This is a genomic window from Caulobacter sp. FWC2 (assembly GCF_002742625.1).
GTDB lineage: Bacteria > Pseudomonadota > Alphaproteobacteria > Caulobacterales > Caulobacteraceae > Caulobacter.
Genome location: NZ_PEBF01000001.1, coordinates 2,980,881 through 2,996,720, shown reverse-complemented (window position 1 = coordinate 2,996,720; position 15,840 = coordinate 2,980,881). Strand labels below are relative to the sequence as shown.

The 15,840-nt window shown below is 66.3% G+C and carries 17 protein-coding genes and 1 tRNA gene; 14 read left to right on the top strand and 4 right to left on the bottom strand.

All coding sequences use genetic code 11. The annotated features are described in order from the left end of the window. The first annotated feature begins 30 nt into the window (after nt 1-30). From plsX to CSW62_RS14350, 5 genes are all read left to right on the top strand, one after another. The gene (gene plsX, locus CSW62_RS14370) at nt 31-1,095 is read left to right on the top strand and encodes a phosphate acyltransferase PlsX (protein WP_099582307.1); all 1,065 of its coding nucleotides are present in this window, start codon (nt 31-33) and stop codon (nt 1,093-1,095) included. Next, on the top strand, nt 1,092-2,069 hold the full coding sequence (locus tag CSW62_RS14365) for a beta-ketoacyl-ACP synthase III (protein ID WP_099578880.1): 978 nt from the start codon (nt 1,092-1,094) through the stop codon (nt 2,067-2,069). Before plsX ends, CSW62_RS14365 begins: the two co-directional genes overlap by 4 nt. A 257-nt stretch (nt 2,070-2,326) precedes the next feature. Continuing rightward, complete coding sequence (locus CSW62_RS14360) at nt 2,327-2,629, top strand: integration host factor subunit alpha (protein ID WP_099578878.1); 303 nt, start codon at nt 2,327-2,329, stop codon at nt 2,627-2,629. Between the two features lie 12 nt (nt 2,630-2,641). Further along, entirely contained in the window at nt 2,642-3,070 is a 429-nt protein-coding gene (locus tag CSW62_RS14355; RefSeq protein WP_099578876.1) for a MerR family transcriptional regulator, read from the top strand. A 62-nt stretch (nt 3,071-3,132) separates the two neighbouring features. Next, nucleotides 3,133-3,209: transfer RNA gene (locus CSW62_RS14350), tRNA-Pro, on the top strand. A gap of 81 nt (nt 3,210-3,290) precedes the next feature. Here the strand turns inward: CSW62_RS14350 and CSW62_RS14345 are convergent. Further along, nucleotides 3,291-3,530 carry a DUF2842 domain-containing protein gene (locus CSW62_RS14345; protein WP_099582306.1) on the bottom strand — a complete coding sequence of 80 codons (240 nt, stop codon included), beginning with the start codon at nt 3,528-3,530 and terminating at the stop codon, nt 3,291-3,293. An 8-nt stretch (nt 3,531-3,538) separates the two neighbouring features. After that, on the bottom strand, nt 3,539-3,790 hold the full coding sequence (locus CSW62_RS14340) for a GlsB/YeaQ/YmgE family stress response membrane protein (RefSeq protein ID WP_099578874.1): 252 nt from the start codon (nt 3,788-3,790) through the stop codon (nt 3,539-3,541). A 149-nt stretch (nt 3,791-3,939) separates the two neighbouring features. Here CSW62_RS14340 and CSW62_RS14335 point away from each other — a divergent pair, with 149 nt between their 5' ends. The 5 genes from CSW62_RS14335 (at nt 3,940) to argC (ending at nt 8,888) form a co-directional block, all read left to right on the top strand. Beyond that, complete coding sequence (locus CSW62_RS14335) at nt 3,940-4,971, top strand: COX15/CtaA family protein (protein WP_099578872.1); 1,032 nt, start codon at nt 3,940-3,942, stop codon at nt 4,969-4,971. 81 nt (nt 4,972-5,052) lie between these two features. After that, nucleotides 5,053-6,606, top strand: coding sequence for an alkaline phosphatase (locus CSW62_RS14330; RefSeq protein ID WP_233206689.1), 1,554 nt, complete (start codon nt 5,053-5,055; stop codon nt 6,604-6,606). Between the two features lie 224 nt (nt 6,607-6,830). Further along, the gene (rplM, locus tag CSW62_RS14325) at nt 6,831-7,304 is read left to right on the top strand and encodes a 50S ribosomal protein L13 (protein ID WP_099578870.1); all 474 of its coding nucleotides are present in this window, start codon (nt 6,831-6,833) and stop codon (nt 7,302-7,304) included. Between the two features lie 3 nt (nt 7,305-7,307). Further along, a complete protein-coding gene (gene rpsI / locus CSW62_RS14320; RefSeq protein ID WP_096051467.1) occupies nt 7,308-7,781 on the top strand; it encodes a 30S ribosomal protein S9 in 474 nt (157 codons plus the stop codon). Between the two features lie 153 nt (nt 7,782-7,934). Beyond that, a complete protein-coding gene (gene argC / locus CSW62_RS14315; RefSeq protein ID WP_099578868.1) occupies nt 7,935-8,888 on the top strand; it encodes an N-acetyl-gamma-glutamyl-phosphate reductase in 954 nt (317 codons plus the stop codon). A 9-nt stretch (nt 8,889-8,897) separates the two neighbouring features. Here argC and CSW62_RS14310 read toward each other — a convergent pair whose 3' ends face one another. Both CSW62_RS14310 and CSW62_RS14305 read right to left on the bottom strand, forming a co-directional pair. Next, nucleotides 8,898-9,530, bottom strand: coding sequence for a DUF1287 domain-containing protein (locus CSW62_RS14310; protein ID WP_099582305.1), 633 nt, complete (start codon nt 9,528-9,530; stop codon nt 8,898-8,900). Between the two features lie 99 nt (nt 9,531-9,629). Next, complete coding sequence (locus CSW62_RS14305) at nt 9,630-11,630, bottom strand: class I poly(R)-hydroxyalkanoic acid synthase (protein ID WP_199170603.1); 2,001 nt, start codon at nt 11,628-11,630, stop codon at nt 9,630-9,632. An 82-nt stretch (nt 11,631-11,712) separates the two neighbouring features. On the opposite strand from CSW62_RS14305, the gene CSW62_RS14300 reads away from it, so the two are divergent. The 4 genes from CSW62_RS14300 (at nt 11,713) to glpX (ending at nt 15,833) form a co-directional block, all read left to right on the top strand. Beyond that, nucleotides 11,713-12,153, top strand: a complete 441-nt coding sequence (locus CSW62_RS14300; RefSeq protein ID WP_099578866.1) for a hypothetical protein — start codon at nt 11,713-11,715, stop codon at nt 12,151-12,153. A 109-nt stretch (nt 12,154-12,262) separates the two neighbouring features. Continuing rightward, nucleotides 12,263-13,483, top strand: a complete 1,221-nt coding sequence (locus CSW62_RS14295; RefSeq protein ID WP_099578864.1) for an LL-diaminopimelate aminotransferase — start codon at nt 12,263-12,265, stop codon at nt 13,481-13,483. Between the two features lie 30 nt (nt 13,484-13,513). Further along, nucleotides 13,514-14,803 carry a homoserine dehydrogenase gene (locus CSW62_RS14290; RefSeq protein WP_099578862.1) on the top strand — a complete coding sequence of 430 codons (1,290 nt, stop codon included), beginning with the start codon at nt 13,514-13,516 and terminating at the stop codon, nt 14,801-14,803. A gap of 76 nt (nt 14,804-14,879) precedes the next feature. Next, the gene (gene glpX, locus CSW62_RS14285; protein ID WP_099578860.1) at nt 14,880-15,833 is read left to right on the top strand and encodes a class II fructose-bisphosphatase; all 954 of its coding nucleotides are present in this window, start codon (nt 14,880-14,882) and stop codon (nt 15,831-15,833) included. The last annotated feature ends 7 nt before the right edge of the window (nt 15,834-15,840 follow it).

Sequence of the window (15,840 nt, the reverse complement as noted above, 5' to 3'; positions counted from 1 at the left end):
GAGACCGCCTCTCGGAGCTCACAGCGCCACGTGTCCAAATCCGTAGTCATTTCGGTCGACGCCATGGGCGGCGACCACGGCCCCTCCGTCGTCGTGCCCGGTGTCGCGCAAGCGGCCAAGGCCCATCCGGAGGTGCGGTTCCTGCTGCATGGCGACGGCGCGAAGATCGAGGCCGAGCTGGCCAAATGTCCCGCCGCCAAGTTGGTTAGCGAGATCCGCCATAGCGATAAGGTGATCGCCATGGACGAGAAGCCCGCCCAGGCTATGCGCCGGGGCAAGGGCTCGTCGATGTGGAACGCCATCGAGGCTCTGCGCGAGAACGAGGCCCAGGCCTGCGTATCGGCCGGCAACACCGGCGCCTTGATGGCGATCTCCAAGCTGATTTTGCGGATGGGCGCGGGCCTGGAGCGACCGGCGATCGTCGCCAACTGGCCCAACATGAAGGGCGTGACCACTGTTCTGGACGTCGGCGCCAATGTCGAAAGCGATGCGGCGCAGCTGGTCGAGTTCGCGATCATGGGCGCGGCTTTCCATCACGCCGTGCATGGCTCCAAGCGCCCGACCGTGGGCCTGCTGAACGTCGGCTCCGAGGACCAGAAGGGCCACGAGGAGGTCCGGGAAGCCCACGCCATCCTGCGCGAAGCCAAGCTCGATTTCGACTACCACGGCTTCGTCGAGGGTAACGACATCGCCTATGGGACCGTCGATGTCGTGGTCACCGACGGCTTTACCGGCAATGTGGCCCTGAAGACGGCCGAGGGCATGGCGCGGTTCTTCTCGAACGAGATCAAGTCGACCCTGACCTCGGGCCCGCTGGCCATGCTGGGCGCGGCGATCGCCTCGGGCGCGCTCTCCAAGATGCGCAAGCGGCTCGACCCGAGCCGGGTGAACGGGGCGCCGCTGCTGGGCCTGAACGGGATCGTGGTGAAGAGCCACGGCGGCGCGGACGCCAACGGTTTCGAGTCGGCCATCCGGGTCGCGACCAACCTCGCGCGCAGCGATTTCCGCGCCGAGATCGACAGAAATCTGAAGCGTCTGACCGCTGTCGCGGCCAAGAGCGAAGCCCCGGAGCAGGGGCAGGGAGCGGCCGAGTGAGCGTAACTCGCAGTGCAGTGACTGGCGTCGGCGCGTACCTGCCGCCGAAGATCGTGACGAACGACGACCTGGCCAAGTTCGTCGACACGAGCGACGCCTGGATCATCGAGCGCACGGGTATCCGCCAGCGCCACCAGGCCGCCGACGACCAGCCGGTCTCGGATCTGGCCGTCGAAGCGGCCAAGGAGGCTCTGGAAGCCGCCGGCAAGTCCGCCGCCGACGTTGATCTGATCATTGTGGCCACCACCACCGCCGACCTGACCTTTCCCGCCGTCGCCACCATGGTTCAGCGCAAGCTGGGCGCGCCGGTCGGCATCGCCTTCGACATCCAGGCCGTCTGCTCGGGCTTCGTCTACGCCTTGAGCGTCGCCGACGGCTTCGTGGCGCGCGGCCACGCCAAGTGCGCCCTGGTGATCGGCGCCGAGACCATGACCCGCCTGATGGACTGGAGCGACCGCGGCACCTGCGTGCTGTTCGGCGATGGGGCCGGCGCGGTTGTGCTGGAGCCGAAGGAAGGCGAGGGGACCACCGAGGACCAGGGCATGCTGGGCTTCGCCCTGCGCGCCGACGGGACCAAGCAGGATCTGCTCTATGTCGACGGCGGCGTCTCCACGACCGGCACGGTCGGCAAGCTGCGGATGCTGGGCAACCAGGTCTTCAAGCACGCTGTGGTCAATATCTCAGAGGCCATCCACGCGGCGGCGGTTCAGGCCGATGTTGCGGTGGCCGATGTCGACTGGTTCATCCCACACCAGGCCAACCAGCGCATCCTGGCCGGCGTGGCGCATCGCTGCGGCATCGACGAGGACAAGGTGATCTCGACGGTCGCGATCCATGCCAACACCTCGGCTGCTTCGATCCCGCTGGCCTTTGCGCACGGCGTGAAGGATGGTCGGATCAAGAAGGGCGACCTCCTGCTGCTGGAAGCCATGGGGGGCGGCCTGACCTGGGGCGCCTGCGTTCTGCGGCTCTAGGGCTTTACGCGCGATGGTCGCCGAAACCGGCATTCACTTTGGGCTATCGCGCTTTTAAGGCGCAACTTGCCCGGAGTTCTCGCCCGGCCTGAACTGTTGGTGTTGAGCCTTTGACTTCATGCGATAATCACGGCATGAGGTCGTCGGTGAATTTGGGCGCGGCCTGTTGAGGGCGGTCGCGGCATACTCAGGTTCGCCGCGAGTACTCCATCGGAGGTGGTCTGTTGGACCGCCAAGATACGCGTGAAGGGGGTTGCATGAAGGGCGCTACTTTGACCCGGGCCGACCTGTGCGAGGCGGTCCATGAAGAGGTCGGTTTGACCCGTCAGGACTGCGCCGGGCTCGTGGAACGCACCCTGGATCTCGTGGCCGAGGCGCTCGAAGAGGGCGAAACGGTCAAGCTTTCCGGTTTCGGCGTCTTCCAGGTCCGCGCCAAGCGCGCCCGCATGGGGCGTAATCCCAAGACCGGCGAGCCGGCCGAGATCGAACCCCGTCGGGTGATCGGTTTCCGCGCTTCCCAGGTCATGAAGGCGCGAATCGACCGCGCCCTCGGCGACTAGGAGTTCGATGCGGTGGCGAAGGGGCCTAACGCCTTCCGCACGATCTCCGAGGCCGCCGACGAGTTGGGCGTGCCGCAGCACGTCCTGCGTTTCTGGGAAACCAAGTTCTCCTTCATCCGCCCGATGAAACGGGCGGGCGGGCGGCGCTTCTATCGCCCGCAGGACGTGGCCGTGCTGAACGGTGTCCGGACCCTGCTGCACAGCGAAGGCCTGACCATCAAGGGCGTGCAGAAGCTGCACCGTGATCAGGGCCTGGCCCAGGTGATCGCCGCCGGCATCGGCTCGAACGGCTCGGCCAGCCTGGATCCCAATTTCGACTACAAGATTTCGGAAGCGCCCGCCAAGCGCCTGGACGCACGCGCGCGCGATCGTCTGGCCTTCGCGCTGGACGACCTGACGGCCATCAAATCACGCCTGGACGGTCTTCTCGTCAGGGGGTGAAATTCGTCCGAAATCGCTGTTGCCCAACGCGGGAGCGGCGCCTATAAGAGCGCCTCTTCCGTCGGAGCGTGGCGCAGCCTGGTAGCGCACTTGACTGGGGGTCAAGGGGTCGCAGGTTCAAATCCTGTCGCTCCGACCATTTCCTTCGGGAAAGAACGGAAGACGAAAGGCCGCCCTTCGGGGCGGCCTTTTTCATGTCCGGGATCGGCGCTGGCCCTAATTATCTTTGGCCGACGTCCAGCGGCTTGTCGGCCTTGCCCATCCACGTGATCAGCGGAATCACGGGCAGCACCCAGCCCATCCCCAGGGCCACGAAGTAGACCAGATGCACGAAGCGGTTCTGCGGCAGGTGATCGTAGAGGCTGGTGAAGGCCCAGATCCAGGCGAACAGCACAGCCATCACGGCGAACGAGCCGATCAGCTTGCGCAGTCTCGCGGGGATCTGGCGGGCTGGAATCATGGGATCGCTCACGCGGTTCTCCGGAAAAGGCCGAGCACGGCCAGGAACAGGATCGCGCCCACGCTGGAGACGATCAGCTCGCCGACGAATCCGACCAGGTGCAGGTCGATGCGCGAGGCGATGAAAGCTCCGATGAACGAGCCGATCACGCCGATCAAGAGCTTGATGAACAGCGAGTGGCGGCGACCCAACACGATGTCGGCGATCCATCCGGCCAGGATGCCGATCACCGCCGCAGCGAATACGCCCATGCCGCTCATTGCCTTGTTCCGCCCCGCGCGAGATCGCTGCTTTTCGCACGAAGTCGCGGCGCCGTCATGCTGAGCCACAGAAACATTGATGCGGGCCGGCGTCGGGCGTAGGGAGGTCTCGCCGCATTTCGGCCCAGTAGTGACGCTTTTCAGGCCCCATGACGTCCTTCCTGCGTTCCGACCGTTCGCGACCCGTCGCGATCTGGCTTTTCATCGTCGCCGCCATGGTGTTCGCCATGGTCGTCGTGGGCGGCGCGACCCGCCTGACCGACTCAGGCCTTTCGATCACCCAGTGGAAGCCGATCATGGGCTCGCTGCCGCCGCTGTCCGAGCAGGCCTGGCGGGAGAGTTTCGAGCTCTACAAGAAAATCCCCCAGTTCCAGCTGGTGAACCCCGACATGACCCTGGAGGGGTACAAGGGCATCTTCTGGTGGGAATGGGCGCACCGCCTGCTGGGCCGGACCGTGGGCGTGGCGTTCGCCATCCCGTTCGCCGTCTTCCTGATCCGCCGCCACATCCCGCGCCGCCTGATCTGGCGCTGCGCCGTCATGCTGGGCCTGGGCGGACTGCAAGGGCTGGTCGGCTGGTGGATGGTCTCCAGCGGTCTTTCCGAGCGGGTCTCGGTCGCGCCCGAGCGGCTGATGACCCACCTGGGCCTGGCGCTGGCCCTGTTCGTCACCCTGATCTGGACGGCGCTGGACGCCTGGAGCGGCTCGCCGCGGGTCGAGGAACGCTCGGCCTGGCGCGGCTGGGCCCTGGCGTTCCTGGGCGCGGTGTTCTTCCAGAGCCTGCTGGGCGCGCTGGTCGCCGGCAACGACGCCGGCCTTGTCTATAATGACTGGCCGCTGATGAATGGAGCCTTCTTCCCGGCCGAATATCTGGGAAAGGGCTTCTGGGGCACGCTAGCGCACAGCCAGGGCGCTGTTCAGCTGCACCACCGGTTGATGGCCTACGCCCTGTTCGCGGCTGGCCTGGCCGTCGCCTTCCTGGCGCGCCGTGACCGTCCACTGGCGGCGGGCAGCAAGGCCGTGGCCTTGGCAGTGGCGATTGTGGTCACCCTGCAGGCGGCCCTGGGGATCTGGACGCTGATGGCCAGCGTGCCGATCTTCCTGGGCGTGCTGCACCAGGCGGGAGCGGCCGTGCTGCTGGCGACGGCGACTGTCTTCGCGTGGCGGGTCCGGAGGCCCTGAATTTCGGGGGCTGAAACAGAGTCCCCGAACAACTGTCACACGCCAGGCGCAAATCGGGCCGATTCCTCATGGAGCTTGGCCTTGATCCGCCCCCTTGTTCTCGCGCTGGTCGCGTCCGTCGCCGTTCCCGCTCTCGCCTTCGCCCAGAAACCGATCGAGACCCCGAACGCCGCCATCAGCGCCGCTGACGCCTACTACAAGGCCGGCGAGGCCGCCCTGGTCAGGCAGATGGCCGTGGTCCCGAACACGGGCAAGGCCAAGAACGTCATCCTGTTCCTGGGCGACGGCATGGGCATTTCGACGGTCACGGCCGGTCGCATCTACGATGGTCAACTGAAAGGCGTCGACGGCGAGTCCAATTCCCTGGCCTTCGAGACGCTGTCCTATTCGGCGCTGTCCAAGACCTACAGCCACGACACCCAGGTCACCGACAGCGCCGCCGGGATCACGGCGATCATGACCGGCGTGAAGACCCGCAACAAGATCATCGGCCTGACCGGCGCTGCGCTGGGCGAGAAGTGCGAGACCGAGAAGGGCAATGGCGTCGACACCCTGGCCGAACTGGCCAAGGCGCGCGGCAAGGCCGCGGGCGTCGTCACCACCACCCGCGTCACCCACGCCACGCCGGCCGGCGCCTACGCCCACACCGCCTATCGCGACTGGGAAGGCGACGGCGACATGCCGGTCGAGGCTCTGCAGGCCGGCTGCAAGGACATCGCCCGCCAGCTGATCGAGGCCCCCGACAACCTGCGCCTGGACGTCGTCATGGGCGGCGGGCGCTCGCGCTTCCTTCCCGATGGCAAGGACGTGGGCAAGCGCGGCGATGGCCGCGATCTGACCGCCGAGTGGCTTAAAGCCGAGGGCGCGGGCTCGGCCTACGTCACCACGGCTGACCAGCTGAAGGCCGTTCCCGCCGACACCAAGCACGTCCTTGGCCTCTTCGCGCCCGAGCATCTGCCCTACGAGGTCGAGCGCGCGGTGCTGGGGCAGGGCGTCCCGACCCTGGCCGAGATGGCGACCTCGGCGGTCGATGTCCTGTCCAAGAACCCGAACGGCTACTTCCTGATGGTCGAGGGCGGCAAGATCGACATGGGCAGCCACCTGGGCAACGCCAAGCGCACGCTCAGCGAGACGGTCGAGTTCTCCAAAGCCATCGCCGCCGTGCTGGCCAAGGTCGACCTGAAGGACACCCTGGTGGTCGTCACCGCCGACCACAGCCACGGCCTGGTGATCTCGGGCTACGCGCCGCGCAATTCTCCGATCCTGGGCGTGTCGGGCAATGAGGGCGAACCCGCCATCGCCGCCGACGGCAAGACCTATACGACCCTGATGTTCGCCACGGGTCCCGGCGGTCCGCTTGGCGCCGACACCCGGGCCGATCCGGCCAAGGAAGACCTGGACGACGTCGACTATCACCAGCAGGCGGTCGTCAACCTTCCCAGCGCCGCCCACGCGGGTGAGGATGTCGGCGTCTTCGCCGATGGTCCGCAGGCCTTCCTGCTGCGCGGCGTCGTGGAAGAGAGCTACATCTTCCAGGTCATGCGCCATGCCTTCGGCTTCGACGCCCCCGCGACGGCCGCGACAGCTACGCCAGCCGATGCGCCCAAGGCCAAGAAGAAGGCCTGGCGCTTCTAGTCGGAGCGGCGGTCGTCAGGTTCTGGCGGCCGCCTGAACTCCGAACGGCGAGTTGATGCGGTATTATAATACCGTAATATCTATCTCATTGATTTTGCTAAGATTTATAAGTTTATTGCGTCGCTGTTGTTGACAGTCCGCGAAGCCTCCCGTACATGCCGCGCCTCACACGGACGAAACCGGATTTCTCGGGGTCGGACGCCTAGAAATTACGGATCAATCCCATGCAAAAGATCACGGCTTCGTTGAAGCCGGCCGAGGTCGAGAAGAAGTGGATCGTGGTCGACGCCCAGGACGCCGTTGTCGGTCGTCTGGCGACGTTCATCGCCATGCGTCTTCGCGGCAAGCACCGTCCCGACTATACCCCGCACGTCGATTGCGGTGACTTCGTCGTCGTCATCAACGCCGACAAGGTGAAGTTCACCGGCAAGAAGATGGACGACAAGGTTTACTACCGTCACACCGGTCACCCGGGCGGCGTCAAGTCGACCACCCCGCGCAAGGTGCTGGGCGGCAAGTTCCCGGAACGCGTTCTGGAAAAGGCCGTCGAGCGCATGCTGCCGAAGGAGAGCCCGCTGGCTCGCAAGCAGCTGACGCACCTGCTCATCTACAACAACGGCGAGCACCCGCACCAAGCGCAAAGCCCCGAAGTCATCGACTTCGCGGCCCGCAACGCCAAGAACACCCGGAGCCTCTAAGCCATGACCGACGCACAAGGCTTTGAAGCGCTGGCCAGCCTGTCCAGCAACCCGGAAGCTGCCGCTCCGGCCGAACCGAAGATCGACGCCCAAGGCCGCTCGTACGCGACCGGCAAGCGCAAGAACGCGATCGCTCGCGTCTGGATCAAGCCGGGCAAGGGTTCCATCACCATCAACGGCCGCGACCAGGAAGTTTACTTCGCGCGTCCGGTGCTGCGCATGATGATCGCCCAGCCGCTGGAAGTGACCGATCGTCTGGGTCAATTCGACGTCGTCGTGACCGTCGAAGGCTCGGGTCTGTCGGGTCAAGCCGGCGCCATCCGTCACGGCCTGTCCAAGGCCCTGACCTACTACGAACCCGGCCTGCGTCCGGTCCTGAAGCCGCACGGCTTCCTGACCCGCGACAGCCGCGTCGTCGAGCGTAAGAAGTACGGCAAGGCCAAGGCCCGCCGCAGCTTCCAGTTCTCGAAGCGCTAAGCGCGGTCGCACGCGTTTGGAAGAGGGCGCTTCGGTTATCCGAAGCGCCCTTTTTCTTTTGGACTTCCTCTTGGGTCGATCAGGACCCACCACGACATCCGTCACACGACGTTGAAAGACTGGGCGTCCCTGTCCAGGTCGAGGAGTAGCAGCATGGCGAGCGCGCCCAAGGTCTTCATCGACGGCGAAGCCGGCACCACCGGCCTGCAGATCCGTGAGCGCCTGATCTCCCGCGCCGATCTGCAACTGATCTCGATCGACCCCGACAAGCGCAAGGACGCCGACGCCCGCGCCGAGATGCTGAACGGCGCCGACGCGGTGATCCTGTGTCTGCCCGACGACGCGGCCAAGGAGGCCGTGGCGCTGGTCACCAACCCGAACACCGTGATCATCGACGCCTCGACCGCCTATCGCACCGCCGAGGGCTGGACCTACGGCTTCGCCGAGCTGGACAAGGAACAGCGCGGCAAGATCGCCAAGTCCAAGCGCATCTCCAACCCCGGCTGCTATCCGACCGGCGCCATCGCCCTGACGCGGCCGCTGGTCAGCGCCGGTATCCTGCCGCCGGAACTGCCGGTCTCGTACAACGCCGTCTCGGGCTACAGCGGCGGCGGCAAGGCCATGATCGCCGAGTTCGAGGACGAGAGCGCCGCAAACTTCACCAAGGTCCCGTACCGCATCTACGGCCTGTCGATGGGCCACAAGCACGTGCCGGAAATGCAGATGCACGGCGGCCTGCTGAGCCGGCCGATCTTCATGCCGGCCGTGGGCCGCTACCTGCAGGGCATGATCGTCGAGATGCCGCTGCACTTCTCGACCCTGAACGGCGCCCCGTCGCTGGGCGACATCCACAGCGTGCTGGCGAAGCACTACAAGGGCGAGCCGTTCGTGGAGGTCGCCTCGCTGGACGAAGCCAAGAGCCTGACGACCTTGGACCCGGAGGGCCTGAACGGCACCAACCGGTTGAAGCTGTTCGTGTTCGGTTCGGACAGCAGTGGCCAGGCGCGTCTGGTGGCGCTACTGGACAATCTGGGCAAGGGCGCTTCGGGCGCGGCCGTTCAGAACATGAACATCGCCCTGGGCCTCAAGGAAGACGCGGGCCTCTAAGGGGCGTCTTCAAACCCGCCAGCGGTAGTGGCCGGCGGGCTTGTGCAGCTTGAACATCCAGAGGGGTTCTTCGCGAACGCCCTCGCCGATGTTGTGCGCCACCCGCACGTGCTGAGGACCGTCGACCACGACGCCCAAGTGCGGCCGGCCGCCGCTCAGCCGCCAAGTCAGCACGTCGCCGGGCTGCGGCGCGTCGAAGCCGTCGCCGCCGAACGGCCGCCGGGCGGGCAGGAGCAGGCTGGCGCCTTGCCGCGCCAGGAAGGTCTCCAGGTTCAGCACCCGCCGGTGATCGATGTTGGCGTCCGGCTTGGACAGGCCCCACTCGCGGCGTGACGGATAGGCCGAGAAGGCCTTGAGCATGTCCTCGTGCACCCGCTGTTGCAGGTCGATGTCCCAGGCGTCGCGGGCGGCGCGGACGAGCACGTCGGAGCAGACACCGCTGGTGCGCAGCACGTCGCCGTTCGGATAGCCGATGTTTCGGTAGCTGGGATCGTAGTCGACCGTCACGCCGACCTGTTGGCGGGCGGCCATGGCCAGCTTGTGCCCGGCGTCCGGGATCAGAGCATGGCTTGCGTCGCCGCCGGCCGCGAAGGGCGCGGCGACGGCCATTCCCAAAACAGTTCTACGATCCAGCGTGAGCATGGCGCGGAAGCTCCGCCACGATCGGGGCGGCATTTGGGCGAACATGGGTCTTGCAGGCGATTAAGAACAATCGAAACGCGAGCGCCTGCAATTTTGAATTTAGTCGCTCGACCGGACCATTACGAACGAGCCTGGCGCATCTTCAAGCGGTTTCAGCTTGCCCTTGGCCGGGTCGCGGGCTGGGACCTGATCGCCCGAGCGAGACTTCAGCCAGGCTGACCAGTGCGGCCACCAAGAGCCGGGATGCTCCTGCGCGCCTGCGATCCATTCACCGACGTCGCCGGGCAGGCTTTCGTTGGTCCAGTGCTGGTACTTCTTGGCGTCCGGGTGGTTGATGACCCCGGCGATGTGGCCCGAGCCGGCCATGGTGAAGGTCACCGGACCGCCGAACGCCTTGGCCCCGCGATAGACGCTGCGATAGGGCGCGATGTGGTCGTCCTTTGAGGACTGCACATAGATCGGCGTCTTGACCTTGCTCAGGTCCAGATGCTCGCCGCCAAGGCTGAGTTTGCCCGTGGTCAGGGCGTTGTCCTTGTAGAAATTGCGCAGATAGAACAGGTGCAGGGCCTTGGGCATCCGCGTCTGGTCGGCGTTCCAGAACAGCAGGTCGAACGGCCGTGGCTCCTTGCCCATCAGGTAGTTGCTGACGAAGAACGACCAGATCAGGTCGTTGCCACGCAGGGCGTTGAAGGTGTCGGCCATCGACTGGCTGGGCAGGAAGCCGCCGGCCTGGTCCATCTGTTGCTCGATCGACTGCAGCCACTCTTCATTGGTGAACAGCAGAAGGTCGCCAGCCTCGGCGAAGTCCTGCTGGGCGGCGAAGAAGGTGGCCGAATTGATCCGCTTGTCGCCGCGCGCGGCCATGTGGGCCATGGCGACCGACAGCAGGGTGCCGCCGATGCAGTAGCCGACCGTATTGACGCGATCGACGCCGCACTGGGTCATGACCTGCTGGGTGGCGTCGTAGATCCCTTCGAACATGTAGTCTTCGAAGGTCTTGGCGGCGAGCGTCTGGTCCGGATTGACCCACGAGGCGACGAACACCGTGAAGCCCTGGCCGGTCAGCCAGCGGATCATCGAGTTCTCGGGCCGCAGGTCCATGATGTAGAACTTGTTGATCCACGGCGGGAAGATCAGCAGCGGGATCTCGCAGACCGTTTCCGTGGTCGGATCGAACTGCAGCAGCTGCAGGATGTCGTTCTGGTAGACGACCTTGCCGGGGGCGGTGGCGACGTTCTCGCCGACCTTGAACTTGGCCAGATCCGTCTGGCTGATCGCCAGCTGGCCGCCGCCGCGCTCCAGGTCGGCGGCGAAGTTCTCCATGCCGCGCACGAGGCTCTGGCCCTGGGTTTGGACCACCTCGCGCAGGGCGGCGGGGTTGGAGATCAGGAAGTTCGACGGCGAGAAGGCGTCGGTCAGCATCTTGGTGAAGAACTCGACCCGGCGCTTGGCGCCCGGCTCGACGCCCTCGACCTCGGCGATCAGGCCGTTCAGCCAGTTGGATGACAGCAGGTAGGACTGCTTCATCAGGTCGAACATCGGGTTGGAGGCCCAGTCCGGGTCGTTGAAGCGCTTATCGCCGGCGGCCGGGGCGACCACGGGCGTGACGGCTTCGCCGGCGGCGCGGCGGGCGGTCGACTGCCAGAGATCCATGTACTGGCTGAACAGATCCGCCTGGGCCCGCATCAGCCGATCGGGCTGGGCGGCCAGGCGGGTCATCACCTCGTTCAGGGCCGGCGCGACATGGAACGGATCCGGGGTCAGGGCGGCCGGACGGTCGGCCTGCCGCAATGCGGCCTCGGCGATCGCGCCCTGGGCGGTGACGGCGGCGCGGGCCAGGTTCGCCGACAGGGTCTCGACCATTTTCAGTTGGTCGGCCGAGAGCACGTTCTCAAACGGCGGGAAGGGCGGGGGTGTCGCCCTCCCGTGGAAGCCGCCCGACGCCTTGCCGGCCGATTCGGCTTTCGGCGGCGGTTCCGGGGCCTTCGGCGCGGCCTTCGCCTTGACGGTCTTCGGCGCGGCCTTGGCCTTGGAATCGGCGGTCTCGTCCTTGGAGGAAGCCTTCTTCCGGGCCTTGGGAGCCGCCTTCGCCGTGGCCATGAGTTCCTCCGCCTGTTGTGTTCGCGAAAAGCAGCGTCGAACGCCTTTCGCTCGTCGCGATCATCGCATAAGACCAGAACCAATGAACGGCGAAACCCGCAAAATCGTAAGTGTTGCTCTGATCGTCGGCCTGACGGCTGGCGTAGCCGCGTGCGCGACGCCGTTCTCGACCGCCAAGGTCGATCCCAGCTCGCCGGTCGCCGCCCGCGCCACCGCTGCGGCCAAGGCCAAGGGCGAGCGCCGCAAGTTCTCGGACATCCCGGCGATCCCCACCGACGTCCCGACCGCCGACCAGGTCCGCGCGGCTGTGGTGCAGCAGCAACGCGCCGGCGACGCCCTGACTGCGGCCACCGCGCCCAGCACCTGGGAACTCAAGGACAGCGAAACCTACGCGTCCAAGGCCCGTCGCGACGCCAAGCCGCCGGCCTTCGAAGCCCCGACCGACGCCGACCGCGCGGCGACCGAAGCCTTCGCCCGTGACGCACGCGGCCGAGCTAGCGCGCCTCCGTCCCAGCCCAAATAGGGCGACGGAGGCATAATCTTCCTTGAACTGGCTTGGCGCGGCCCCGCTCGGGGTCTATCCATGCCCGACTTTCAGCTCCCAGAGCGCCGAAGCGGCGCACAGAGCCCTCATGAGCACCGATTTTCACCGTATCCGCCGCCTGCCGCCGTACGTCTTCGAAGAGGTCAACAAGATCAAGGCGCGCCTCCGCGCCGAGGGGACCGACATCATCGACTTCGGCATGGGCAATCCGGACATGCCCACGCCCCAGCATATCGTCGACAAGCTTATCGAGACCGCGCGCGACCCCAAGGCGGGGCGCTATTCGGCCTCCAAGGGCATACCCGGCCTGCGCAAGGCCATGGCCGGCTACTACGGCCGTCGCTTCGGCGTGAAGCTGAACCCCGACACCGAGGTGATCGCTACGCTCGGGTCGAAGGAAGGCTTCGCCAACCTGGCCCAGGCCCTGACCGGTCCGGGCGACGTGATCATCTGCCCGAACCCAGCCTATCCGATCCACGCCTTCGGCTTCATCATGGCTGGCGGCATCATCCGCCACGTGCCGGCCCTGTCGCCGGAAGAGTACCTCTCCAATATCAGCCGCGCGGTGAAGCACTCGGTGCCGCCGCCCTCCGTGCTGATCCTGTCCTATCCGTCGAACCCGACCGCGCAGTGGGTGGATCTCGACTTCTACAAGGACGCCGTCGCTCTGGCGAAGAAGCACGATCTGCTGGTGATCAGCGACGTCGCCTATGGCGAGATCTATTTCGACAACAACCCGCCGCCGTCGATCCTGCAGGTCGACGGCGCCAAGGACATCGCGGTCGAGGTCAATTCGCTGTCGAAGACCTACGCCATGGCCGGCTGGCGCGTGGGCATGGTGGTCGGCAACGCGCGCATCTGCGCGGCCCTGGCGCGCGTGAAGTCGTATCTCGACTACGGCGCCTACACGCCGGTGCAGGTGGCCGCGGCCGCCGCGCTGAACGGTCCGCAGGACTGCGTCGATGAGATCCGGGGGATCTACAAGAGCCGTCGCGACACCCTGATCAAGTCGATGAAGGGCGCGGGCTGGGACATCCCCAATCCGCCGGCCTCGATGTTCGCCTGGGCCAAGATCCCCGAGGCCTATCGCGAGGCCGGCTCGATGCTGTTCTCGCGCCTGCTGATCGAGGAGGCCGGCGTCGCCGTCGCCCCCGGCATCGGCTTTGGCGAGTACGGCGAGGGCTATGTGCGGATCGGTCTGGTCGAGAACGAGCACCGCATCCGCCAGGCCGCGCGCAACGTGAAGAAATTCATCGCCAACGCTGACTCCATCCTGGCCAAGGCCCACAACAAGATGGAACAGGCCTAAAGGGCCGGTTCTGCCTCCAAGGATTCTAAGATGACGAAGAAGACCTGGCGCATCGGCGTCGCGGGCCTGGGCACCGTCGGCGGCGGCCTGCTGCAGTTCCTGGCCGAGCGCCCGGATTTCGCGCCGGCCGGCGACCGGGCGGTGATCACCGCCGTCTCGGCCCGCAACAAGTCGCGGGCGCGCACGGTCGACATCTCGAACCTGGCCTGGTTCGATGATCCGGTGGCCCTGGCAGGCTCTCCGGATATCGATCTGTTCGTCGAGCTGGTCGGCGGCAGCGACGGCCCGGCCAAGGTCGCGGTCGAAACCGCCCTGAAGGCCGGCAAGCCGGTGGTAACCGCCAACAAGGCGCTTATCGCCGTGCACGGCGCCGAACTGGCCGCCCTGGCTGAATCCCAGGTCGTGCCGCTGCTGTTCGAGGCCGCCGTGATGGGCGGCACCCCGGCGGTGAAGATGCTGCGCGAGGCCATGGTCGGCGACGACGTGGTCTCGGTGGCGGGCATCCTCAATGGCACCTGCAACTTCATCCTCACCGAGATGGAGAAGACGGGCCGTTCGTTCGCCGACGTGCTGCGCGAAGCCCAGGGCCTGGGCTATGCCGAGGCCGATCCGACCACCGATGTCGGCGGTTTCGACGCCGGTCACAAGATCAGCATCCTGGCCGCCCTGGCCTTTGGCTGCGCCCCGAACTTTGCGGCCGCCGAGATCGAGGGCATCAGCGATGTCGAACTGCTCGACATCAAGCTGGCCAAGGATCTGGGCTACCGCATCAAGCTGGTCGCCAGCGCCGCCAAGACCGACGATGGCGTGGCCGTGAAGGTGCATCCGTCGCTGACCCCGCTGGAGCACCCGCTGGCTCAGGCGGGCGGCGCGCTCAACGCGCTGTTCATCGAGGGCAAGCGCATCGGCCGGATCTTCATCCAGGGGCCGGGCGCGGGCGCGGGTCCGACAGCCGCCGCAGTCGCCGCCGACATCGCCGACGTGATGACCAAGGCCGTGCGCCCCGTGTTCCAGGCTCCGGCCGGCGATCTGGCCCCGTTCATCGCCATCGATCCGGCCCGCGCGGTGGGTAAGGCCTATCTGCGCGTGATGGTTAAGGACCAGCCGGGCGTGATCGCCGCCATCTCCGAAACCCTGGCCGAATGCGGCGTTTCGATCGACAGCTTCCTGCAAAAGCCCGTCGAAGGCGCAGGTGGCGTGCCGATCGTGCTCGTTACCCATGCGACGCCGGAATCGAAACTTCTGGACGCGATTAGCCGCATCGAAAAGCTCGATACCGTGCTAGAGCGTCCCCGCCTCCTGCGCGTCGCGCGCATCTAGACGACCGAGAAAACTCGGCGTTGAAGGCGACATTGGGAACAAGGCCGCCTTCTTTCGGGGCGGTCGGGAGAGACGGATGAGTTCGAACACCCTGGACCGCTCGCTGGTCCTGGACGCCGTTCGCGTAACCGAAGCCGCCGCCATCGCCTCGTGGACGATGCTTGGTCGTGGCGACGAGATGGCCGCCGACCAGGCCGCCGTCGACGCGATGCGCAACGCCTTGAACACGCTGGATATCGATGGCGAGATCGTCATTGGCGAAGGTGAGCGCGACGAAGCGCCAATGCTGTACATCGGCGAGAAGGTCGGTACGGGCAAAGGCCCCAAGGTCGACATCGCCCTGGATCCGCTGGAAGGCACGACCCTGGCGGCCAAGGCCCAGCCTAACGCCCTGACGGTGATGGCCTGGGCGCCGAAGGGGACGCTGCTGAACGCGCCCGACACCTATATGGACAAGATCGCCTGCGGTCCGGGCCTGCCCGCCGGGGTGATCGACCTGGACCGCTCGCCAGCCGAGAACATCAAGGCCATCGCCGACGCCAAGGGCGTGGCCGAGACCGAGATCACCGTCTGCGTGCTGGATCGTCCGCGTCACGCCGACATCATTGCCAAAGTCCGGGCCGCCGGCGCCCGCATCCATCTGATTACGGACGGCGACGTGGCTGGGGTGATCAACACCACCGATCCTTCGACCGGTATCGACCTCTATCTGGGCTCGGGCGGCGCGCCGGAAGGCGTGTTGGCCTGCGCGGCGTTGAAGTGCGTCGGCGGCCAATTCCAGGGACGCCTGTTGTTCCGCAACAACGACGAGCGGGCGCGCGCCTCCAAGTGGGGCATCACCGAACTCGACAAGAAGTACGACCTGCATGAGATCGTCCGGGACGAGGCGATCTTCGCCGCCACCGGCGTGACCCGCGGCGGACTGCTGGACGGCGTCGTCTTCCGCGATGGCTGCGTCCACACCCATACCCTGGTTATGAACTCCTCGACGGGCACGGTCCGCGAGGTTCGCATGAAGCGGAAGGTCTAGGATCTTC